Source organism: Streptomyces sp. Tu 2975, from assembly GCF_009832925.1.
Lineage (GTDB): Bacteria > Actinomycetota > Actinomycetes > Streptomycetales > Streptomycetaceae > Streptomyces.
Genome location: NZ_CP047140.1, coordinates 1,847,507 through 1,867,787, shown reverse-complemented (window position 1 = coordinate 1,867,787; position 20,281 = coordinate 1,847,507). Strand labels below are relative to the sequence as shown.

The 20,281-nt window shown below is 72.7% G+C and carries 19 protein-coding genes and 1 pseudogene; 10 read left to right on the top strand and 10 right to left on the bottom strand.

All coding sequences use genetic code 11. The features are described from left to right. Positions 1–145: 145 nt before the first annotated feature. From GLX30_RS08260 to GLX30_RS08240, 5 genes and pseudogenes are all read right to left on the bottom strand, one after another. Positions 146–934, bottom strand: a complete 789-nt coding sequence (locus GLX30_RS08260) for a DUF4142 domain-containing protein (RefSeq protein WP_208545389.1) — start codon at positions 932–934, stop codon at positions 146–148. Between the two features lie 344 nt (positions 935–1,278). Then, positions 1,279–1,761 carry an excalibur calcium-binding domain-containing protein gene (locus GLX30_RS08255; protein WP_244258063.1) on the bottom strand — a complete coding sequence of 161 codons (483 nt, stop codon included), beginning with the start codon at positions 1,759–1,761 and terminating at the stop codon, positions 1,279–1,281. A 146-nt stretch (positions 1,762–1,907) separates the two neighbouring features. Next, positions 1,908–2,585, bottom strand: a pseudogene (locus GLX30_RS08250) (helix-turn-helix domain-containing protein); the annotation flags it as partial. An 84-nt stretch (positions 2,586–2,669) separates the two neighbouring features. Continuing rightward, entirely contained in the window at positions 2,670–3,104 is a 435-nt protein-coding gene (locus GLX30_RS08245; RefSeq protein ID WP_159685435.1) for a hypothetical protein, read from the bottom strand. A 59-nt stretch (positions 3,105–3,163) separates the two neighbouring features. Next, positions 3,164–4,003 carry an aminoacyl-tRNA hydrolase gene (locus GLX30_RS08240; protein ID WP_244258430.1) on the bottom strand — a complete coding sequence of 280 codons (840 nt, stop codon included), beginning with the start codon at positions 4,001–4,003 and terminating at the stop codon, positions 3,164–3,166. Positions 4,004–4,098: 95 nt separating this feature from the next. Between GLX30_RS08240 and GLX30_RS08235 the strand changes: the two genes are divergently transcribed. From GLX30_RS08235 to GLX30_RS08215, 5 genes are all read left to right on the top strand, one after another. Beyond that, positions 4,099–4,776, top strand: coding sequence for an AIM24 family protein (locus GLX30_RS08235; RefSeq protein WP_005310477.1), 678 nt, complete (start codon positions 4,099–4,101; stop codon positions 4,774–4,776). An 11-nt stretch (positions 4,777–4,787) separates the two neighbouring features. Next, positions 4,788–5,693 carry an ATP-binding cassette domain-containing protein gene (locus GLX30_RS08230; protein ID WP_244258062.1) on the top strand — a complete coding sequence of 302 codons (906 nt, stop codon included), beginning with the start codon at positions 4,788–4,790 and terminating at the stop codon, positions 5,691–5,693. Then, entirely contained in the window at positions 5,690–6,382 is a 693-nt protein-coding gene (locus GLX30_RS08225) for an ABC transporter (protein ID WP_159685430.1), read from the top strand. Before GLX30_RS08230 ends, GLX30_RS08225 begins: the two co-directional genes overlap by 4 nt. Positions 6,383–6,392: 10 nt before the next feature. Then, a complete protein-coding gene (locus tag GLX30_RS08220) occupies positions 6,393–6,590 on the top strand; it encodes a hypothetical protein (RefSeq protein WP_159685427.1) in 198 nt (65 codons plus the stop codon). A gap of 127 nt (positions 6,591–6,717) precedes the next feature. Next, on the top strand, positions 6,718–7,836 hold the full coding sequence (locus GLX30_RS08215; protein WP_244258429.1) for an AI-2E family transporter: 1,119 nt from the start codon (positions 6,718–6,720) through the stop codon (positions 7,834–7,836). A gap of 7 nt (positions 7,837–7,843) precedes the next feature. Here the strand turns inward: GLX30_RS08215 and GLX30_RS08210 are convergent, their stop codons facing one another. Beyond that, the gene (locus GLX30_RS08210; RefSeq protein ID WP_159685425.1) at positions 7,844–8,734 is read right to left on the bottom strand and encodes a DMT family transporter; all 891 of its coding nucleotides are present in this window, start codon (positions 8,732–8,734) and stop codon (positions 7,844–7,846) included. Between the two features lie 90 nt (positions 8,735–8,824). Then, the gene (locus GLX30_RS08205) at positions 8,825–9,661 is read right to left on the bottom strand and encodes a polysaccharide deacetylase family protein (RefSeq protein ID WP_159685422.1); all 837 of its coding nucleotides are present in this window, start codon (positions 9,659–9,661) and stop codon (positions 8,825–8,827) included. Positions 9,662–9,833: 172 nt separating this feature from the next. On the opposite strand from GLX30_RS08205, the gene GLX30_RS08200 reads away from it, so the two are divergent. Together GLX30_RS08200 and GLX30_RS08195 are read left to right on the top strand one after the other, a co-directional pair. Then, entirely contained in the window at positions 9,834–10,364 is a 531-nt protein-coding gene (locus tag GLX30_RS08200; protein ID WP_159685419.1) for a hypothetical protein, read from the top strand. Between the two features lie 151 nt (positions 10,365–10,515). Then, on the top strand, positions 10,516–11,802 hold the full coding sequence (locus GLX30_RS08195; RefSeq protein ID WP_159685417.1) for a S1 family peptidase: 1,287 nt from the start codon (positions 10,516–10,518) through the stop codon (positions 11,800–11,802). Between the two features lie 102 nt (positions 11,803–11,904). Here GLX30_RS08195 and GLX30_RS08190 read toward each other — a convergent pair whose 3' ends face one another. The 3 genes from GLX30_RS08190 to GLX30_RS08180 are packed head-to-tail and all read right to left on the bottom strand — an operon-like array spanning position 11,905 to position 15,571. Beyond that, positions 11,905–14,226 carry an ABC transporter permease gene (locus GLX30_RS08190; protein ID WP_159685414.1) on the bottom strand — a complete coding sequence of 774 codons (2,322 nt, stop codon included), beginning with the start codon at positions 14,224–14,226 and terminating at the stop codon, positions 11,905–11,907. A gap of 2 nt (positions 14,227–14,228) precedes the next feature. Beyond that, positions 14,229–15,068, bottom strand: coding sequence for an ABC transporter ATP-binding protein (locus tag GLX30_RS08185; RefSeq protein ID WP_244258061.1), 840 nt, complete (start codon positions 15,066–15,068; stop codon positions 14,229–14,231). Continuing rightward, complete coding sequence (locus tag GLX30_RS08180; protein WP_159685412.1) at positions 15,065–15,571, bottom strand: PadR family transcriptional regulator; 507 nt, start codon at positions 15,569–15,571, stop codon at positions 15,065–15,067. Before GLX30_RS08180 ends, GLX30_RS08185 begins: the two co-directional genes overlap by 4 nt. Before the next feature lie 168 nt (positions 15,572–15,739). Here GLX30_RS08180 and GLX30_RS08175 point away from each other — a divergent pair, with 168 nt between their 5' ends. The 3 genes from GLX30_RS08175 (at position 15,740) to GLX30_RS08165 (ending at position 20,281) form a co-directional block, all read left to right on the top strand. After that, on the top strand, positions 15,740–17,011 hold the full coding sequence (locus GLX30_RS08175) for an ABC transporter substrate-binding protein (RefSeq protein WP_159685409.1): 1,272 nt from the start codon (positions 15,740–15,742) through the stop codon (positions 17,009–17,011). Between the two features lie 224 nt (positions 17,012–17,235). Next, positions 17,236–18,918: a glycoside hydrolase family 13 protein gene (locus GLX30_RS08170; RefSeq protein WP_159685406.1), complete on the top strand. Its 1,683-nt coding sequence runs from the start codon at positions 17,236–17,238 to the stop codon at positions 18,916–18,918. 28 nt (positions 18,919–18,946) lie between these two features. Then, entirely contained in the window at positions 18,947–20,281 is a 1,335-nt protein-coding gene (locus GLX30_RS08165; protein ID WP_159685404.1) for an ABC transporter substrate-binding protein, read from the top strand.

Here is a 20,281-nt window from a genome sequence, read left to right as displayed (position 1 = left end):
CCCCTCCTCCACGCCCGACGTGTGACGTGCCAGGGTCATGGCCCCCGAACGAGCGGGTGAACCCGAAGGAGGGGACGTTCAGAGGTTGATTTGAGGTTCCGGCCCGGCCGGACCGGAACCCCCTGCCTCGCTCACGGCCGTCCGGTCACCCTGCCGGGACGGGTTCCTGCGGTGCCGGGCGGTCGGTGTTGACCGCGGTCGGCGCGCCGGGCTGCGGTGACGGCCGGGACGTGAACGACTGGTCCCCGGTCGGGGCGGCCGCGGACGGCGCCGGCGGCAGATTGCCGTCCGGCGGCGGCGGACCGCTCGGGCTGGCCGTGGCTCCCGCCGCCGCCTCGTTGGCGATGGCGTCGAAGTCGACCCGGCCGGTCTGCTCGAGCATCGTGATGTGGTCGAGCACCGTCTGGTTGGCGTCCGAGGCGAGCTGGCGGATCAGCGTGTTGCGGGTGGTGTGGCGGACCTGGGCGATCAGCGCGAAGACCTTGCCGTGCGCGTTCCGCAGGAGTTGTGCGAACTTCCGCTCGTACTCCTCGCCCTGCGCGGCGGACAGTTCACGCAGCCAGCCCTGCTGCTGCTCCGTGGGCTGGTTCGGCAGCTCGACCCCCAGCTGCGCCGCCACGTTGCGTGCGCGCTTGTCGAGGTCGGTGTGACCGACGACGAGGTGGTCACCGGCCGCCTTGACGGCTTCGGTGGGCGCGCGTTCTATCGCCTGCTGCCCGGCGGGCAGTTCCCACAGGCCGGCGAGCCGTACCTTGACCAGGAAGTCGCGGTCGGTGGCCGACAGCGGCCCCCACTGGGTCGCCACGCTCGAGGCGTTGAGATTGTCCTGCCCGGTGCCGGAACGGTCGGCGTAGGACCACACGGGGAACGCGAGCGCCCCGACCGTGACGACCAGGGCCGCGATGATGAGTGCTGTTCCGTTGATGCGCCGCAACAAAGTGCCTCCAGAGCCGATGCGTTACACGGCAACCAGCCGCCCTGCTGAATGGCCGGTCAGCCCGCCGGCCGCCTGCCGGTCGAACTTAGCCGGTCAAACTACTGGGCGGTACCAGGAAGTACGCAGCCGGGGCCCCGGTTGTTCAACGGCCCGCCCGTTCGGTGCCGGTGGAGGACGCGTGCGGTGGGCGACCGGTCGTGGGGAAGGCGCCGACGACCGGTGCCCGCCACGGGTCTCGGCCCTGCGCGAGGACCGACAACGGATGCCCGCCGTGGGACTCCGTCGTGCGGCCCGACCACGGGTGCCCGCCTCGGGGTGCGGTCCGGGCGGGCGTGCGTCCGTCAGCCCCAGTCGCAGCCGGTGCCGTCGTTGTCCCGGTCGAGGTGGCTGCCGTAGCCGGGCTCGCCCCGGCGGACGGGCGCGGCCCCCGCGGCCCGGGCGGCGGCGCAGTTCTCGTAGTACACGTCCGCGTCACCGCCGCTGTCGGAGTCGCCGGCGCCGCTGTCGTAAGCAGCGGCGGTCTCCGTCCTGGTCACCGTCACGGTCACGGTGGGCCCTGGTTCGGTGACCGTGGCTTTGGGGGCGGGCGTCGCGGTGGTGGTCGCCGTCGCGGTGACCGTCTCGGTGACGGTCGGATCGGGGCTGGTTTCGGCGGCCGCCACGGCCGGCCGGGCGTCGTCGGACGCGGCGGCGCCACCGCATCCGAAGCCGAGCGCCATGATCAGCAGCCCGCCGGCCCAGGTGCGCTTCATCTTCCACAGCGGCCGCGGTGTCCCGGCCGGCACGGGGCCGGCCGGCGGGGTGGTGGTGTACGGATTGCTCAAGGTCCCCCCTTGTGCAGATTGTGTGAAGGCTCACCGTAGCGTCTGCCACCCCAAAAAGGACGAAAATCGGAGTAGTTGACTCCGGCTTGCGCGCCACCGTGCCGGCGAGGACGGGCGCTCCCGCTGCCGGGTTGCCCCGGACCTCGGCCGAAAGTGCGTCGGCAGGTCCGGGGCGAGACCCCGGTGGTGCGTTTGAAGCGGTCGCGGAAGGCGGTGGGGGAGCGGAACCTCGGCCGCTCGACGGCGTGGTCTGCAGAAGGTGCGGGGGCCGGCGGATGCGGGCCCGGTGGAGCCGTTGGACCGCGGTCGTGCCCGTTTGCTCGCGGAAGCCGTGGCTCAGGGTGCGGGTGCTGGTGCCGGTGTGCTCGGCGACGCCGGCGAGCGTGAGGTCGCAGCCCAGGTTGTCCCGGAGCCAGGTGAGCAAGGGCTCCAGGGCGGAACCCTGCGGGTGGGGGCGTGTTCATGGACGATGAACCGGGCTTGGCCGCCCTCGCGCTCGAGGAGCATCACGGACAGGCGGGCGGCGTCGGCGGCGGAGCCGTACTCGCGACGGATCATGTGCCGGCACAGGCACAGGCACAGGCACAGGCACAGGTCCAGACCCGCAGCCGCGCCTGCCGAGGTGAAAATCGCCCGTTGTCGACGTACAGGACGTCCGGGTCCACCTCGATGTCCGGGTGGGCGGCCAGCGGGTCCGCCGCGACCCAGTGGGTGGTGGCCCGCAGGCCGTCGAGGACCCCGGTGGCGGCCAGTGGAAAGGCGCCCGAGCACATGGAGGCGTTGCGCGTGCCGTCCTCGGCGGCGGCCCGCAGCGCGGCCCGCACGAGTCCCGGCCGGACGGTGCGCCCCCGCACCGCGGAGCACGCACCGCCCTCATAGGCGGGCCTGAGCAGAGGGCCGCCCCGGCGTCAGCGTGCGGCGATACCCCGGGCCGCGAGAATCTCCAGCGCGCCGGGGACCATGTGCTCCAACTCGAGCCTCCCGGTGAAGAGCTTGAGGTTCGGCAGCAGGTCCAGGTCGTCGAGACCATGCACGTCGAAGAGGTCGTCCTCGCCGTCCCAGACCGGGGCGCACTCCATGAAGACCTGGTGGCCGCCGTCGAACGTCAGCTCGTCCACGGTGGCGAGCAGCTCCGCGGGTATGTCCAGGTCTTCGAAGTACGTGCGGGCCTCGTCCAGGACGGTGTACTCCAGCTCGTTCTCCTCGACGTAGGCGGCGAGGTCCTCGACCCCGCGCGCCCGCATGTGCTGCTCCAGGCTGAACGCCGGGGTCAGCGTCTCGTCCCAGTACATGAGCTTCTCGACGACGAGGAGCTTGAAGTTGAAGTCACGAAAGACGGTCATGGCTCACGTATATCAGCAGGCACCGACAGCCTTGCCGTCCCGGAGCAGGTCCTGACGGGTCAGCCAGGCGCGGTGCCGCCGCGCAGCGAGGGGTGGTCGGCCACGACGGTGCAGGAGCCCGGGGCGATCTCCGTGAAGCCCGCGTCGCGCACGACCGGCAGCCCGCTCTTCGTGAGTGCCGGCCAGTCCGCCGGGTCCGCGGTGCGCACGAAGAGCGCGAAGCCCGATTCCCGCCATGCCTCCCGGTCCGCGTCCGACAGTTCCCACCACGCGAGTTGGGCTCCGTGGCCGGCCTGGGCCATGGCCTTGCCCGCGGACATCTCCAGCTCCGGGCTCAGCCACAGCACGGGACGGCTCCGGTCGGGGGCGGCGGGCGGGTGGAGGTCGTCGAGCTCCGTACCGGACACCTGGAGCTTGGCCAGCTCCTTCGGCCAGCCGTCCAGCGGGACCGGCGGGAAGACCCGCACCTCGGCCGGAGGCGGAGCGGCTGCCGACGCGGAGCCGGTGGCCGCGTCCGCAGTGTCTGCCACGGCGGTCGGGACCGCCCCGGTCGCGGGGTCCGTCGCGGTCGCCCCGCCGGACCCGGCCTCGGGGCCGCCGGCGCCCGTCACCGTGATGCCCGGGAGCGTCCCGGCCTTGCGCCACTCCGCGCCGCGGGCCCGGCGTACGACCTTGCGGATACGGGCGTCCTGCCAGTCCCGCACGGCCTGCGCCCACTCGCCCTCTCCCGTGGAGCGCTCGTCGGCGAGGATCTCGAGGACCGCACGCGCGGCGGCCTCCAGGGCGTCGGTGCGGGACGGCGGCGCCGACTTCTCCATCCGCACCACCAGCGGCAGGACGAACTGCGGTGCCGCGTCGCGGGCTTCTGCCCGGTGCCTGAAGGGACTGTCGGACCGGATTTCACGGAGGTCTTCGCTGCTCACGACGCCAGTCTGCCAGCCGCCCGACGGGGGGCTGTTGGCGGAACGGGCCCCTCCGGGCGACGATGCACCCCATGAAGAGCGATCTTTTCTCCACAGAGAACATGGCACAGCAGGCCACCGTGCCCGGAATGACGCTGCAGAACGCCAAGTCGATCAAGTACGCGGTCAACGGCGAGATGCACGCGCGACAGGGCTCGATGATCGCCTTCCGCGGCAATCTGCAGTTCGAGCGCAAGGGACAGGGGATCGGCGGCATGCTCAAGCGCGCCGTCACCGGCGAGGGCCTGCCGCTGATGGCCGTGCGCGGCCAGGGCGAGGCGTGGTTCGCGCACGAAGCGGCCAACTGCTTCATCGTCGACATCGAGCAGGGCGACGCGCTGACGATAAACGGCCGCAACGTGCTCTGCTTCGACGCGACGCTGTCGTACGAGATCAAGACGGTCAAGGGCGCCGGCATGACCGGCGGCGGTCTCTTCAACAGCCTCTTCACCGGCTACGGGAAACTGGGCGTCATCTGCGACGGCAGCCCGATCGTCATCCCTGTCAGCCACCAGCAGCCGGTCTTCGTCGACACGGACGCCGTCGTCGGCTGGAGCGCCCAGCTGCACACGTCGCTGCACCGCTCGCAGTCAGTCGGCTCGATGATCCGCGGCGGCTCGGGCGAAGCGGTGCAACTCAAGCTGGAGGGCGAGGGTTTCGTCATCGTCCGGCCCAGCGAGCTCACGCCGCAGAAGGCGTCACAGAACTGAAGCTCCGGCAGGTGGGCCGTCGTTACGGCCTCGGCGGACCGTGGGTGCTGCGCGGGGTCGACCTCGACCTGCGCCCGGGCACCCTCTTCCGCGTCCAGGGCGCCAACGGGAGCGGCAAGTCGACGCTGCTGAGGCTGCTCGCCGGCATCGACGCGCCCTCCGAGGGCCGGATCACCGGCCGGCCCCGCACGGCCTACGTCCCCGAACGCTTCCCCGCCGCCCTGCCGTTCACCGCGGCCGGCTATCTCACGCGTCTGGGCCGTATCCACGGACTGGGGCGGCGGGCGGCCGCCGCCGGGGCCGCCGAGTGGCTCGAACGCTTCGGGGCCGCGGCCTATGCCCGTACGCCTCTCGGTGAGCTGTCCAAGGGCACCAGCCAGAAGGTCGCCGTGGCCCAGGCGCTGCTCGCCCGCCCGGAACTGCTCGTGCTCGACGAGGCATGGACCGGCCTCGACACCCCGGCGCGCGAGCAGCTCGACCTCGCGGTCGCCGAGCTGGTCACGGCGGGCGCTTCGGTCGTGCACGTCGACCACGACCCCCGGCGGCCGACGGGGGCGGCCGACACGGTGTTCGTCGTACGGGACGGCCGCGTCGGGGAACTGCCGGCCGGAATCCCGTCGAGCGCCGGGCGGGAGCCGGCCCGGTGGGCGCGGATCGTGGCGGTCGGTCCTCCGGGCGCACTGCCGCCCGACGCGCTGCCGGGAGATCCGGAGCACATCGCGGGGGAGGACGGCGGCACTGTGTTCACCGTCCCGACCGGGTACTCCGACGCCCTGCTGCGTGTGCTGCTCACCGCCCGGCCGCCGTGGCACATCCGGCACCTGGAAGAGGCCGGGGAACCGTCCCCGAACGCCTCCGAGGAAGCAGCGACGACCGCGACGACAGCGCACCCGACAGGAACCGGCACGACGGCATGACGGCACTTCTGCGCTACCACACGGACCTCCTGCTGCGCTCCCAGCGCTGGCTGCCGCCCGTTCTGCTCTACGGTGCCTTCCTGGCCGTCGGCGTCCAGGGCGGCGGACCGGTCCTGGACTCCCTCGGCTACACCGCCGCCGCGCTGCTCCCGGTCACCGCGTGGCTCGTGCGGATCTGCGCCACGCAGGAGCCGCAGGCAGCGCGGAGCGTCACGGCGGCGGCCGCCGGGGCGCCCCGGGCGCACCTGGCCTCACTGCTCGCCGCCGCTCTGTTCGCGGCGGTCCTGGGCACGGTCGCCGTGATCGTCGTCGCGCTGATCAGTGCCCCTTCCGGCGCCGCTCACCAGGTGGCGGTGCCACGGCCGGCCGCGGCCGGGGCGGGGCTCGTCGCCGGCGCCGTCTGCGTCCTGCTCGGACTGGCGGTCGGGGCGCTGTGCACCCGGCCGCTGCTGCACGCGCGGGGCTGGTCGCTGGCGGCGACGGTCCTGCTGGCGCTGCTGGCCCTGGTCAGCAGTGGCTCTCCGGCGAGGTACGCCGTCGCCGGCCTGGTCGCGGGCTCACGGGACGGCGTCGTGACACTGCCGCTGCTGCCGCTCCTCGCCGCGGCGCTGATCGCCGCCGCGGCAGCCGGCGTCGCGTCCGTGCTGACGCCGCTGCGGGGTGCGGACGGCGGCAGAGCCGCGAGTTAGAGTCGAATGTATGGACGAGTACGAGCCGTACTGCGAGACCCCGGAGAGGGAGGCGGCAGGGCAGGAGGCGCGGACCCCGGCCGAAGGGCCCTTCGCCGAATGCGTCCTGTGCCGTGCGCCGACCGAGTACCCGGAGACGGTCAAGGGCGCGACGCTGTGTCCGGTGTGCGAGTGGCGGGAGGCGGAGCGCACGGCCTGCTCCGGCTGACCGGGTGACCCGCGAACGCCCCTGACCGCCGGGCCGAGTGTCCTGCCTGCCGGCCGGGCGGTCCGGGGTGCCTTCGGGGGAACAAGGCGTCTCGAGCGTGGCACCGGGCCCTTCCGGTGGTACGCCGATGTGCATGCCCCCAAGGCCGTCGGAACCGCAGCAGCGTCCCCCGGAAGTGCCCGCAGCCCCGGCGCGGGTGCCCGAAGCCCTGCGGACGGCCGCCGCGTACGCCTGGCGGATCATCGTCGTCGCCGCCGCCGTCTACAGCGTCTTCGCCGTGCTCGGTCGGTTCCACGAGATCGGCGTGGCCGTCTTCCTGGGCCTCGTCGTCACCGCCGTGCTCCGGCCGGCGGCCGACCTGGTGGCACGCGTCCTGCCGCGCCCGCTCGCCGTCGCCGTCTCGCTGCTCGCCACCATCGCCGTCGTCCTGGGCGTGCTCGCCCTGGTCGGCGAGGCGGTCGCGGGCGAGCGGACGACTCTGGTGCGGGAGTTCCGTACCGGTATCGAAAGGATCGAGAACTGGCTGGAGCGGCCTCCGTTCCGCGTCGACCCCGAGGCGCTCACCGACATCCAGTCCCGTATCGGCCAGTGGCTGTCCAGCCACCGGTCCGCCGTCATCAGCGAGGCGGTGAGCGGTGGTCGCAGGCTGGTCGAGGTGCTGACGGTGTTCGCCCTCGCACTGTTCTGCTCGGTCTTCTTCATCCATTCCGGAGACCGCCAGTGGGCCTGGTTCTGCGGTCAGTTGCCGACGGAAGCCCGCCGGCGCGCCACGGTGGCGGGGCGGGCCGCCTGGCGGACCTTCACCGGCTACACGCACGGCATCCTCCTGGTGGCCGTCACCAACGCGATCCTCGTCGGCATCGCGCTCTTCGCTCTCGGCGTCCCGCTCGCCCTGCCGCTCGCCCTGCTGGAGTTCTTCGCCGCTTTCGTCCCGCTCATCGGCTCCCCCGTCGCTCTCGCGGTGGCAGCGGTGGTGGCTCTGGCGACCAAGGGGCCGCTGACGGCGGCCGTGGTCGTCGCGCTCATCGTCGTGATCGGGCAGATCGAGGGCCATCTCCTGCATCCCCTCGTGATGAGCTGGGCCGTCCGGCTGCATCCGGTGGTCGTCGCGCTGTCGGTCGTCGGCGGTGCCGTCGCGGCGGGGATGGTGGGCGCGATCGCCGCAGTGCCGCTGGTGGCCGTCCTCTGGTCGGTCCGGCAAGCACTGAAGCCGGCCGAGGACCGCGCTTCCGACGACGACGGCTGACGGGGTGTCAGGGCACCGCCCGGTCCGGTTCGTCGGACGCGACCAGGGAACGGGCCAGCGGCATCCGGGCCAGTGCGAGGACACCCGCCACCACCAGCGCCACGCCGAGGGCCTGTGGGACCAGCCACCAGCCGGTGCGGACGTCCTCCTCGTACAGCAGCATGCCGAGGCTGAGGCTCACCGCAGCGTCGCCGAGGGTGAGCGCGGGCTGCGACGCGACCAGCGGGCCGGCCTGCATCGCGTTCTCCAGCAGGAAGAGCGCACACCCCCCGGTCGCCGCGAACGCGTACGTCTGCCAGGCCGTGAAGAAGGCGCCGATGCCGTGGTCGTCAAGCGTGTGCACAGCCGACTTCATCAGGGCCGCGGTGAGTGCGTAGCTGATCGCGGTGGCGGTGCCGAAGCAGGCCGCGCGGGCGCGGCCCTCGGGCCGGCGCAGCGCGACGGCGGTGAGCGCGAGGACGGCCGCACCGCACACGGCGAGCGCGATGATCCAGCGGTCGAGAGGAACAGAGGTGCGGTCGCCGGACGGTGAGGCGGCGGCGAGGGCGACGCCGAGACCCGTCACCACGGCCGCCACCGCCGTCCAGCCGACGCGCGGAAGGCTGCCGTGCAGAATCATGGTCGCGAGGATCAGGGCGAGCGGCAGCTCGAGCACGAACAGCGGCTGAACGATCGTCAGCGGCCCGGTCCCGAGCGCCACCGCCTGGCACAGGCCCGCGACGACGACGGCGAGCATGCCGAGCAGCCAGACGGGCCGGCGCAGCAGATCGAGCATCAGACCGGCGCGCAGGCCCTCGGAGCGGGGGACGTCGAGGGCGGCCTTGCGCTGGAGCACGGTGGCGAACGCGTTGCTGAGCGCTGCGCCGAGCGCGAACAGTACCGGGAGCAGGGTGTGCACGTGATCGGCCTCCGTGGTGTGCCGGGGTCGCGGTGGTGTGCCTGGGGCGGGGGAGTCCGTGGCCGCCGTCGGTGGCTCACGGCCGGGCAGCTATCGCATCAGTTCCGAGACCTTGACGAACCGGTAGCCGCGCCGGCGCAGTTCCGGGACGATCCTGCGGACCGCCTCCTCGGTGACGGGGGCGGCGCTCCGGGTGCAGTGCATGACGACGAGCGAGCCGGGCTCCACCCCGCCGAGCACCTGCTCGGCGACGGCGTCCGCGTCGGTGGCGAAGGCGTCACCGCTGACGACGTCCCACTGCACCGCGGTGACCCCGGCCGGCGCGAGGGCCCGGAGCGCAGCGTCGTCGTAACAGCCTCCGGGGAAGCGGAAGTAGGGCACCACGTTGCGGACGCCGGCCTTCTCGAACGCGGCGAAGGCCCGTCGCACATCGGTGAGCATGTCCTCCGCGCCGATCCCGGGGAGCCCGTAGCAGGGGGAGCTGAAGGCGTGGTGGCTGTAGGAGTGGTTCGCGATCTCGAAGAGCGGGTCGGAGCCGATGGCCTTCGCCTGGGCGGGGTACTCGTCGGCCCAGCGGCCCGTCATGAAGACGGTCGAGGGCACCTTCAAGGAGCGCAGGGCCTGGATCAGGGCGGGGTTGTCGAACCGTTCGCCGCGCTCGGCGCGCGGGCCCTGATCGGCGGTCATGTCGGCGTCGAAGGTGAGCGCGACGGTCCTGTCGGCGGCGCCCTCTGCCGCCTTCGCGCGCATGAACACCGGCGTGTGGCCGCCGGGCCCGGGTGCCATGGTCGGAGCGGTGTCGCGGGTGGCGGACGGTTCAGGGCTGGGCGACGCCGGCGTGGGGAGAGGGCTGCCGGAAGCGCCGCAGCCGACGAGTACGACACCCGCAGCCGTCAAACCCGTAAATTGTCGTACAGATCTGATCATCTACGAAAAGTAAGTGATCGGTGCCTCTGTGTACGGTCACCAGGGCTCCGCGTCCGGGTGCGTCGCACGGGGGCCGCCCGTTCGTCCGGTCGGCCGGGCGCGGTTCCACCACGTGCATTGCACTGTGCAATCATGCGAGCGAATGTTGGCCCGCGTGCTCCGGAGGAACGGCATGGCAGAGCAGCCCCTGACGGCCGGTGTGCTCGCCACGACGGCGGACGCGCTCGCCGTACCGGACGACCGCGGCGGCGCCGTCTGGCGGCTGACGCCGGCCGCCCGGCAGCTGGACGCCAACCTGGTACGGCTGCCGCCCGGGACGCGGCGCCCCGGTCATGTCGAGCCCGACCTCGACGTACTGCTCTGCGTGGTCCACGGCAGTGGCGAGCTCGTGACCCAGGGCGTGCGGCAGGAGCTCGAACCGGGATGTGTGGCCTGGCTGCCGCACGGCATGGAACGCTCCGTCGCGGCCGGGCCGGACGGCCTGGTCTACGTCACGACGCACCGGCGCCGGCCGGGCCTGGCCATCGGCAACGTGACCGCGAACCGTGAGGCGGCCGGCGGTGCCGGTGCGGTCGCCGCCGGCGGAACACCTGCGGGAGAGCCGGCCTGCATGCTCGGCCGCATCTGCCCCGAGTGCGACCGTCCCGCGGAGGATTCCGGCGCGCGCTACTGCAGCAGGTGCGGCGCCCGGCTGCCCTCATGAGCCGTACACCCGCCCCCTGCTGACGAGAAGTCGGTCCGCGATTTCGCGATCGCGATGAGTACAACTCCCGCCCCATCCGTATCAACGGTCGGACGCGTCCCCCGGTCTGTCGTCGACAACCGGATTCCGTATCCCCGCAGGAGGCGGCGAGTTGAGTCACAGGCGAATACCCAAGCGAAAGGCCGTGCTTGCAGGAGCCGGGGCGGTGGGCATCGCCGCAGCCGCCGTGCTGCTGCCGCACGCCAACGCATCGCAGTCCGGCTCCGGTTCCGGACCGGAGGCCGACCCCAGAACCCTGAGCGCCGCGGCCGCCCAGGATCTCGTCTCGGAACTGGGCCCCCAGCTCGGCGACGCGTATGCAGGTGCGTACTACGACGCGCAGAAACAGCAGGTCGTCGTCAACGTCGTCGGTGACAGCAACAGCGTCATCGTCCAGGTCAACGAGGCCGGCGCCGTCGCGCGGCCCGTCGAGAACAGCATGGGGCAGCTGAAAGCGGCGGCGGACACCCTGGCCCGTAAGGCCGCGGTCCCGGGCACGGCCTGGGCCGTCGATCCGAGGACCAACCAGCTCCTGGTCACGGCCGACCGCACGGTCGCGGGCGACGGCTGGAACCGTCTGGAGTCGACCGTGAAGTCGCTCGGCTCCGGAATGGCCCGGATCCAGAAGTCCGCGGGCGAGTTCAGGCCCTTCCTCGAGGGCGGCGACGCCATCTTCGGCGGCGGGTCACGCTGTTCCCTCGGCTTCAACGTGACCACGGGCGACGGGCAACCCGGCTTCCTCACCGCAGGACACTGCGGCGTCGCCGACGACCAGTGGTCCGAGGAACCGAACGGCGCGCCCATCGGTACGGTGCAGGCGGCGACGTTCCCCGGCGAAGGCGACTTCGCCCTCGTCACGTACGACGACCCCGCCACCGACGCCCCCGGCACGGTCGACCTCGGCAACGGTCAGACCCTGGACATCGTGGGTGCCGACGACGCGGCGGTCGGCCAGGAAGTGTTCCGCATGGGCAGCACCACGGGCCTGAACAGTGGTCAGGTCACCGGCCTGAACGCGACCGTGAACTACCCGGAGGGCACGGTCACCGGCCTCATCCAGACGAACGTGTGCGCGGAGCCGGGTGACAGCGGCGGCGCCCTGTTCACCCGCGACGGTGCCGCGATCGGCCTGACCTCGGGCGGCAGCGGTGACTGCACGTCGGGCGGCGAGACGTTCTTCCAGCCCGTGACGACGGCGCTCGCCGCGGTCGGCGCGGAGATCATCGCGGGCGCCGGCGGCGGCGCGGCCGACCAGGACCAGGACCAGGACCAGGACGGCCAAGGCCAGCAGCAGGACGGTCAGGGCCAGGACCAGGACGGCCAAGGCCAGCAGCAGGACGGTCAGGGCCAGGACCAGGACGGCCAGGACCAGCAGCAAGGAGGCTTCGACGGCAACTGACCCGTAGTCACTGGCCCGCCGGTGGTTCTCCCTCCCCCCGCCGGCGGGCCCCTCCCCCCACCGGCCGGGGGCGGGCGGACCTCCGCCCGCCCCCGGCCGCGTTCAGAGCGTCTCGCTCAGCGAGTCCGCGAGCCGTCGGCGGGCGGTCCGCGTCGCGGGCAGGGAGGCGGCGGCCACCGCCCCGACGACCGCGCCGGCCACGACCGACACCAGCACCGGCCACGGAGGCAGATGGGCGATCCCCGCCCCCATCCCGCTCGAGCTTCCCTGGGCGTCGACCAGCCACATGCCGAACAGTGCGCCGAGCGCCGTTCCCGTCACCGCCGACGCCAGCGCGGTCAGCCCGGCGGCCGTCACGATCACGGAGCCGATCTGCCGGGGCGTCAGCCCGATCGCCTTCAGCGCGAGCAGGTCCCGGCCGCGGTCGCGCACCCCGGTACCGATCAGTGTCAGCAGCTCGGTGAGACCGATCAGGGCCAGTACCGCGATCAAGGCCGCGATCACACCGCGCGCCGGTTCCAGCCGGTCCGCGGGGTTGGGCGTCTCACGGATCTCCAGCGTGCCGCCCGCCGCCCCGTCGAGCGCGGAGCTCACCGCCCGCGGGTCCGATCCGTCGGTGAGCACCAGCGCGTGGAAGTCCGGCCGCAGTCCCGGGTCGCGTTCCTGGAGGGCGTCGACCGTCGTGGAGATGATCCGTCCGCCGGACTCGGGCTCGATGCTGCGTCCCACGATGTGCAGGATCTGCGGCCGGCCCTCGACGGTCGTCCGGACCCAGTCGCCGACGCGTACGCCCAGCAGGTCGAGGAGGCCCTGCCCGGCCACCGCCTCGTCCGGTCCGCGGGCCGCCCGGCCCTCGGCCACGGCCGACGGATAGGGGTCCTCCGCGGTGCCGAGCCCGCGCAGAGTGATGGTCCCGGTCTGCCCGGGCACCAGGGCCGCCATCTCGGCGCCGGGATGGACGGCTGCGACCTCCGGAACCGAGGCGAGGATCCGCCGCAGTTCCTCCTCCGACGGCCCGCCGGGTTGCTCGGCCCGTACGGTCAGGGCGGCGGGCAGGCCCATCTGCGCGGGACGGCCGCGGAACTGGTCGAGCGTCGACCAGGCCACCAGCGCGACGGTGATCAGTACGAGCGGCAGTGCGAGCCGCCCCACGGCGACGGCGGTGCGGCCCCGGCGCGGGAAGGCGGAGCGCCAGCCCAGCACCAGCGCCGGCGGCATCCGCAGGCCGAGCGCCCTGCGGCCCAGTGCGGTCATCGGCGCCGCGGACGGCTGGGCCGCCCGGGCCACCGGGACCGGCGGCACCCGCCCGGCGCGCCAGGCCGCGAGCCCGGTCGCCGCCGCGATCAGCAGGACGGCCCCGCACGGCACACCGATCATGAGCGCCGTGTATCCGGGCAGGTCCTGCCACAGGGCGGCGGCGTCGCCGATCCGGCCCGGTATCCGCGCGCCCAGGAACGCGATGGCCGTCGTACCCAGCGCCACCCCGAGCAGGGCGAACGCCAGGTGCTGGACGAGGAAGCCCCGTACGACCTGTCCCGGTGTGAAGCCGATCGCCTTGAGTACGGCGATGTCCCGCAGCTGGCCTCGCACCCGGGCGCCGATCGCCCCGGACGCGGCGAGGGCGGCCGCCAGCAGCGCCCCGAGCCCGAACACGGCGAACAACTGGCCGAGGAGCCGGTCGTCGCCGCCCGCCTCCGCCCTCGCCTGCTGCCACTTGGTGACCTGCGCGACCCGGTCGGCGCCCAGCAGGGTCACCGCCCGCTGGACCATGAAGTCGGTGTCGCCGGGGTCCGCGAGCCGCAGACCCACGCTCTGGCCGGTGTCGCCCGAGGCGATCCCGTCGAGGGTTTCCGGGAGGACCCAGCCGATCCCGGGCCCGCCGCCCGCCCGGTGGGGCGGTTCCGCGGCCTCGGCGACGCCGGTCACGCGCAGGGTGCGCACGGCCCCGTCCGGCCCGGTGACCCGCACGGTGTCGCCGGGCTCCGCCCACAGCGAGCGGGCGACCGAGCTCTCCAGCACGACGGCGCGGGCCGCGCCACCGTCCTGCGGGGCGAGCCAGCTGCCCGAGGTGACCAGCGGCCGCGCGGTCTCGGGCGGCCGGGCGGCGGTCGCCCGTAGCGCGACCGCCGCCCGTGCGCCGCGTGACTCGACGGTGGTGGCGGCGGTCCGGTAGGGGCCGGAGAGGGCTTCGACGCCGTCGAGCCGGGACAGGGCGGCCGGGTCGGCGCCCGGCCGGGTCTGCAACCAGATGTGGGCGCCCTGGGACTGGTTGAAGATCCGCTGCCAGGGGTTGGCGGCGTAGCTGAACAGTGCGCCGGCCAGCAGCAGGGAGGCGATGATCCCGGCACTGGCCAGGACGACGAAGAGGGCCTCGCCGCGGTGCGCGCGGAAGTCGGCGTGAGCCCAGCGCAGAGTGGCCCGCATGCTCATTCCTTCAGTTCGAGCACGCCGGACACTCCGCCGGCCGGGCCGCGGTGGCCGCCGCCGAGCCGAGCGTCGTCGGCGATCCGTCCGTCGAAGAAGCTGATGACGCGGTCGGCGGCGCTGGCCATCCGGGCGTCGTGGGTGACCATCAGGATCGTCTGTCCTCGCTGGTGGAAACGGGACAGCAGCCGCAGCACCTCGCGGGTGCCCTTGCTGTCGAGGCTGCCGGCCGGTTCGTCGGCCAGGAGCAGGGCGGGGTGGTTGACCAGGGCGCGGGCCAGCGCGACACGCTGCTGTTCGCCGCCGGAGAGTTCGCCGGGCATGGACTTCTCCCGGCCTTCGAGACCGAGCTCGGCGAGCAGTTCGGCACGGGACTCGCGGGCGGCCCTGGGCGAGGCGCCGGCGAGCAGCGCCGGAAGCTCGACGTTGTCGGCGACGGTCAGGTTGGAGACCAGGTTGAAGAACTGGAAGACGACGCCGATGCTGCGCCGCCGCAGGACCGCCCAGCGGGCCTCGCGGTACTCGTCGACGCGCTGACCGTCGAGCCAGAGTTTTCCGCTGTCGGGCCGCTGGAGGCCGCCGATGAGATGCAGCAGTGTCGACTTCCCGGCGCCGGAGGGCCCGGTGACGGCGACGAACTCGCCCGGCCGGACGGTCAGGTCCACGTCCCGGACCGCGTGGACCGGCGCGCCTTCGCCGTGGTGCGTCTTGGTCAGACCCTCCGCGCGCACGATCGGCGCACCCTCGGGTCCGTCGCCCGCCGTCCCCGCGGCCGTGTCCGGCCCGGGTACGGGCGCCGTGTCGTGCCCGCGGCGGTCGCCGGAAGCCGCGTCGTGCCTCATTCCAGCTCCTCCTGACAGCGCTCCAGCCAGTCCAGGTCGGCCTGCAGATGCAGCATCGCGCCCTCGATCAGCAGTTGGGAGATCCGGTTGTCCCGGTCCTCGGCGGCGGCCAGCTTCGACAGGTCCCGCATGGTGTTGAGGTACTGCCGCCGCTGTTTGTTGATCAGGGCGACCGGGTCGGCGAGCCCCGACTCGGGTGCCAGGGCGAGCTTCATGAAGAACTCGTCCCGCACGCGTGGCTCGTCGGTGGTCTCCTCGAACCAGGCCTGCACCGCCTCACGCCCGGCGTCGGTCAGCCGGTACGTGCGCTTGTTGGGCCGGCCCGACTGCTCGACGTCCTCGCCGTCGATCAGCCCGCTCTTCTCCAGGCGGCCGAGGGTGACGTAGACCTGGCCGACGTTCGGCTGAGGGTACGCGGCGCCCAGGAGCTTCTCAAGGTCCTGCTTCAGCTCGTATCCATGCGCCGGGCCACGGGTGAGCAGTGCCAGGAGCGGCAGCCGCACACTCCCCCCTCTCTCCCGCTGACGTGGTTTCCTGTTGACCGGGCGTCGGGCATGTGGCCCATGGCACCTCTCCGGTCCGCCTGGACGTCTAGTATCGCCCATGCCTAACGGGTATATATAGGGCCCGATGGTCGGCGACGCAGCCGGATCGTGCACCGGGAGGAACCTATGCGGTGGATGCGTGCCGCGGGTAGAGCTCTCCTGGTCGTGGCGGTGCTGCTGGCGGGGTATGCCGGTTTCGGCGCCCCGGCCGGCGGCGTGGACCCTCAGGGCCGTGGGCCGATGACCCTGGCGACGGCGGGCGATCTCACCGACTATCTCTCGCCGCTCCTCGACGACTGGAACCGCGCCCACCCCGACGAGCGGGTCACCCTGGTCGAACTGCCCGACTCCGCGGACGAGACCCGGGCACAGATGACCAGCGAGCTGCGCTCCGGAAGCGACCGCTTCGACGTACTGAACATCGACGTGGCGTGGACCTCGGAGTTCGCCGCGGCGGGGTGGATCTCCCCGCTGGAACGCGACCGGTTCCCGCTGGACAGCTTCCTGCGGCCGGTCGTCGACACGGCCACCTTCGACGGGCGGCTGTTCGCGGTCCCGTACGTCACCAACGCCGGACTGCTCTACTACCGCAAGGACATCCTCGAGCGGGAGGGGGTCGAGCCCCCGCGCACCTGGGCCGAGCTGGCCCGGCAGGCCCGTACGATCGCCCCGAAGTACGGCATGGACGGTTATGCCGGCCAGTTCCTGCCCTACGAGGGGCTCACCGTCAACGTCGCGGAAGCCGTGCACTCCGCGGGCGGGTCGATCCTGCGGGACGACGGGGAGCGGGTCACCGTGGACTCCGCCGCGGCGAGGGCCGGGCTGACGTTCCTCGCGGACGGGGTGCGCCAGGGGTGGATCCCCCGGGAGGCTCTCGGCTACAAGGAGGAGGAGTCGCGGCAGGCGTTCCAGGACGGCCGGCTGCTCTTCCTGCGGAACTGGCCCTACGTGTACGCGGACGCGGGCGCCGAGGACTCGAAGGTGGCCGGGAAGTTCGGTGCCGTGCCGCTGCCCGGGCCGGACGGGCCCGGTACCAGCGTGCTGGGCGGCTCCAACCTCGCCGTCAGCGCCCACTCGCGGCACCCGGCGTCGGCCGCGGACCTGATCGCCTACCTCACCAGTGAGCGGGTGCAGCGACAGGTGCTCACCGAGGGCTCGCTGCCGCCGGTGCGCGCCGCGCTGTACGAGGACCCGGAGCTCATCAAGGCCCATCCCTATCTGCCGACGCTGCGCCAGAGCGTGCTGTCGGCGGTGCCGCGCCCCAAGAGCCCGCGCTACGACCAGGTCAGTCTGGCGGTCCAGGCGGTGGCGCAGGACGTGATGGCGCTGCGGCAGGCGCCCGCCGAGGCCGTCGCGCGGCTCGCGCGCGAACTGGGGACGATCTCCCGCAGGGGCTGATCCGCTCACGTCCCACCTCCTGTCCGTTCACCAGAGCCTCTACTTACATGTTAAGTAGGGGCCCTCTTTCTGGCACCTGCGCATTGCCGTACAAATCACCCCAGCTTTCGACGGTTTCAGGAAGCATCGTTGACACCTTCCAGTCACTGCTACTTAACATGCATGCATAACAGCGCACCCGGTCCGGGGCGCTCTCGCATTCAGCAGAAACAGGTCGACGCGAGATGCTCAGCACGCTTCCGGCCGGCATCGGCCGGCCCTCCCGCCCTGCCTCCACACCTGACCCGTGGTGGCGCGACGCGGTGATCTACCAGGTCTACGTCCGCAGCTTCCTCGACAGCACCGGGGACGGCATCGGCGACCTGGCCGGCGTCCGGGCCGGGCTTCCCTACCTACGGAAGCTGGGCGTCGACGGCATCTGGCTCAGCCCCTTCTACCCGTCGCCGCAGCACGACCACGGCTACGACGTCGCCGACTACCAGGGCGTCGACCCCGTCTACGGCGACCTCGCCGAGTTCGACCGGCTGGTGGCCGACGCCCGCCGCCTCGGACTGAAACTGCTGCTCGACATCGTCCCCAACCACTGCTCCAGCGAGCACCCGTGGTTCCGTGAGGCGCTCGCCGCGGGCCCCGGCGGCGCCGCCCGCTCCCGCTTCCACTTCGAGCCCGGCCGCGGCCCCGACGGGTCCGAGCCGCCCAACAACTGGCGTGCCATGTTCGGCGGCCCCGCCTGGAGCCGTGTCACCGAACCCGACGGCACACCGGGGGAGTGGTACCTCCACCTCTTCACCCCTGAGCAGCCCGACCTCAACTGGCGCGACCCGGCCGTCGGCGACGACTTCGAGCAGGTGCTGCGCTTCTGGCTGGACCGCGGTGTCGACGGTTTCCGCATCGACGTCGCCGCCGGGCTGTTCAAACACCCCGCGCTCCCGGACTCCGACGACCCGTTCGCCGACGAGCGCGCCCGCGACTCGGTCAACCCGCTGGCCTGGAACCAGCCCGAGGTCCACGACGTGTGGCGCCGCTGGCGGTCGGTGTGCGAGGAGTACGCAGCGCGTGACGGACACGACCGGCTGCTCGTCGGCGAGGTCTCCGTACCCACCGCCCGTGAGCACGCCGAGTACGTCCGCCCCGACGAACTGCACCAGGCCTTCTTCTTCGACCTGCTGTCGGCCCCCTGGGACGCCGACGCCTTCCGCTCGACGATCGACGAGGCGATACGCGACATCGCCGGCACCGGCTCGACCGTCACCTGGGTCCTCAACAACCACGACCAGGTCCGCACCGTCACCCGCTACGCCGGCGAGCCCGGCGTCGAGGCCAGCGGACTCGGCGCCGCCCGCGCCCGCGCCGCCGCCCTGCTGATGCTCGCGCTGCCCGGCGCCGCCTACGTCTACCAGGGCGAGGAGCTCGGCCTGCCCGAGGTGCTCGACCTGCCCGACGAGGTGCTCACCGACCCGATCTTCCACCGCACCGGCAGCCGCAAGCGCATCCGCGACGGCTGCCGGGTCCCGCTGCCCTGGTCCGGCCACGCTTCCCCGTTCGGCTTCAGCCAGGGCGCGGCCGGGGCCCGGCCGTGGCTCCCGCAGCCCGAGTGGTTCGCGGAACACGCCACCGACCGGGCCCTGGCCGACACCCGCTCCTTCTGGCACCTGTACCGCGACGGCCTGCAACTGCGCCGCTCCCTCCCACAGCTGGGCGAGGGCGCGCTGCGCTGGCTGGACGCACCCCCGCAGGTCCTCGCCATGGCCCGCGGCGACGGCCTGATCTGCGCGGTCAACTTCGGCACCGAGCCGGTACCCGCGCCCGTGACCGGAACACCCCTGCTGTCCAGTGGTCCCTGCCCGGACGGAGTGCTCCCCGGAGCGACCGCCGCCTGGTGGACCGGCGACCACCCCGCTTCCTGACCCCCGCTCTCCCCCGGAAGGACTCACCATGCGACGAATCGGCAGCACCACCACCCGGCGTACGACGGCCGCCGCCTCCGCGGTGCTCGGCCTCGCCCTCGGCGCCACCGCCTGCGGCGGCACCACCGGAACCGCGAGCGGCGGCGAGCTCAGCGGCCAGACCGTCACCGTGGCCGGCGTCTGGACCGGCAGCGAACAGAAGAACTTCAAGAAGGTGCTGGACGCCTTCAGCGAGAAGACCGGCGCCAAGACCGTCTTCGTGCCCTCCGGTGACAACGTCTCCACCTTCGTCGGCAGCAAGATCGAGGGCGGCAACGCACCGGACGTCGTGATGGTGCCCCAGGTCGGCGTCCTCCAGCAGTTCGCGAAGGAAGGCTGGCTCGAGCCGCTGTCCGACAAGACCGCGAAGACGGCCACCGCGGGCCTCGCCCCGGTGTGGAAGAACTACGGCACGGTCGACAAGACGTACTACGGCCTCTACTTCAAGGCCGCCCACAAGTCCACCGTCTGGTACAGCCCCGAGGCGTTCACCCAGGCCGGCGTCAGCGCCCCCAAGACCTACGAGGACCTCCTCAAGACAGGCCGCACACTCGCCGACTCCGGCAAGCCCGCCTTCTCCGTCGCCGGTGAGGACGGCTGGACGCTGACCGACTGGTTCGAGAACATCTACCTCTCCCAGGCCGGACCCGAGAAGTACGACCAGCTCGCACGGCACGAGCTCAAGTGGACCGACGAGAGCGTCGTCAAGGCGCTGACCACGCTCGGTGAACTGTTCAAGGACGACCAGCTCGTCGCGGGCGGCGCGAAGGCGGCGCTGCAGACCGACTTCCCGTCCTCCGTCGAGCAGGTCTTCGGCCCCGAACCCAAGGCGGGCATGGTCTACGAGGGAGACTTCGTCGGCGGCATAGCCAAGGACGAGTTCGGCCGCAAGCTCGGCGAGGACGCCGCCTTCTTCCCGTTCCCCGCCGTCGGAGGGGGTGAGGCCCCGGTCGTCAGCGGCGGCGACGCCGCCGTGGTCCTCAAGGACGGCAAGAACGGCAAGGCCGGCATGAAGCTCCTGGAGTTCCTCGCCACGCCGGAGGCGGCCGAGATCTGGGCCGGCGCCGGCGGGTTCCTGTCGCCCAACAAGGACGTCAGCCTCGACGCCTACGTCGACGAGACCACCCGCTCCACCGCCGAGTCCCTCGTCGGGGCGGGCGACTCGGTCCGCTTCGACATGTCCGACCAGGCGCCCGCGGCGTTCGGCGGCACCAAGGGCGCGGGCGAGTGGAAGCTCCTCCAGGACTTCCTGCGCGACCCGTCGAACCCGAAGGCCACCGCGGCGAAGCTCGAGGCCGCGGCCGCCAAGGCGTACGGGAACTGA

Coding starts and splice junctions, on each gene's coding strand:
- GLX30_RS08170 (WP_159685406.1), top strand. CDS start 17,236: ATGCTCAGCACGCTTCCGGCCGGCATCGGCCGGCCCTCCCGCCCTGCC.
- GLX30_RS08165 (WP_159685404.1), top strand. CDS start 18,947: ATGCGACGAATCGGCAGCACCACCACCCGGCGTACGACGGCCGCCGCC.
- GLX30_RS08190 (WP_159685414.1), bottom strand. CDS start 14,226: ATGCGGGCCACTCTGCGCTGGGCTCACGCCGACTTCCGCGCGCACCGC.
- GLX30_RS08185 (WP_244258061.1), bottom strand. CDS start 15,068: ATGAGGCACGACGCGGCTTCCGGCGACCGCCGCGGGCACGACACGGCG.
- GLX30_RS08220 (WP_159685427.1), top strand. CDS start 6,393: ATGGACGAGTACGAGCCGTACTGCGAGACCCCGGAGAGGGAGGCGGCA.
- GLX30_RS08235 (WP_005310477.1), top strand. CDS start 4,099: ATGAAGAGCGATCTTTTCTCCACAGAGAACATGGCACAGCAGGCCACC.
- GLX30_RS08215 (WP_244258429.1), top strand. CDS start 6,718: ATGTGCATGCCCCCAAGGCCGTCGGAACCGCAGCAGCGTCCCCCGGAA.
- GLX30_RS08225 (WP_159685430.1), top strand. CDS start 5,690: ATGACGGCACTTCTGCGCTACCACACGGACCTCCTGCTGCGCTCCCAG.
- GLX30_RS08200 (WP_159685419.1), top strand. CDS start 9,834: ATGGCAGAGCAGCCCCTGACGGCCGGTGTGCTCGCCACGACGGCGGAC.
- GLX30_RS08245 (WP_159685435.1), bottom strand. CDS start 3,104: ATGACCGTCTTTCGTGACTTCAACTTCAAGCTCCTCGTCGTCGAGAAG.
- GLX30_RS08205 (WP_159685422.1), bottom strand. CDS start 9,661: ATGATCAGATCTGTACGACAATTTACGGGTTTGACGGCTGCGGGTGTC.
- GLX30_RS08175 (WP_159685409.1), top strand. CDS start 15,740: ATGCGGTGGATGCGTGCCGCGGGTAGAGCTCTCCTGGTCGTGGCGGTG.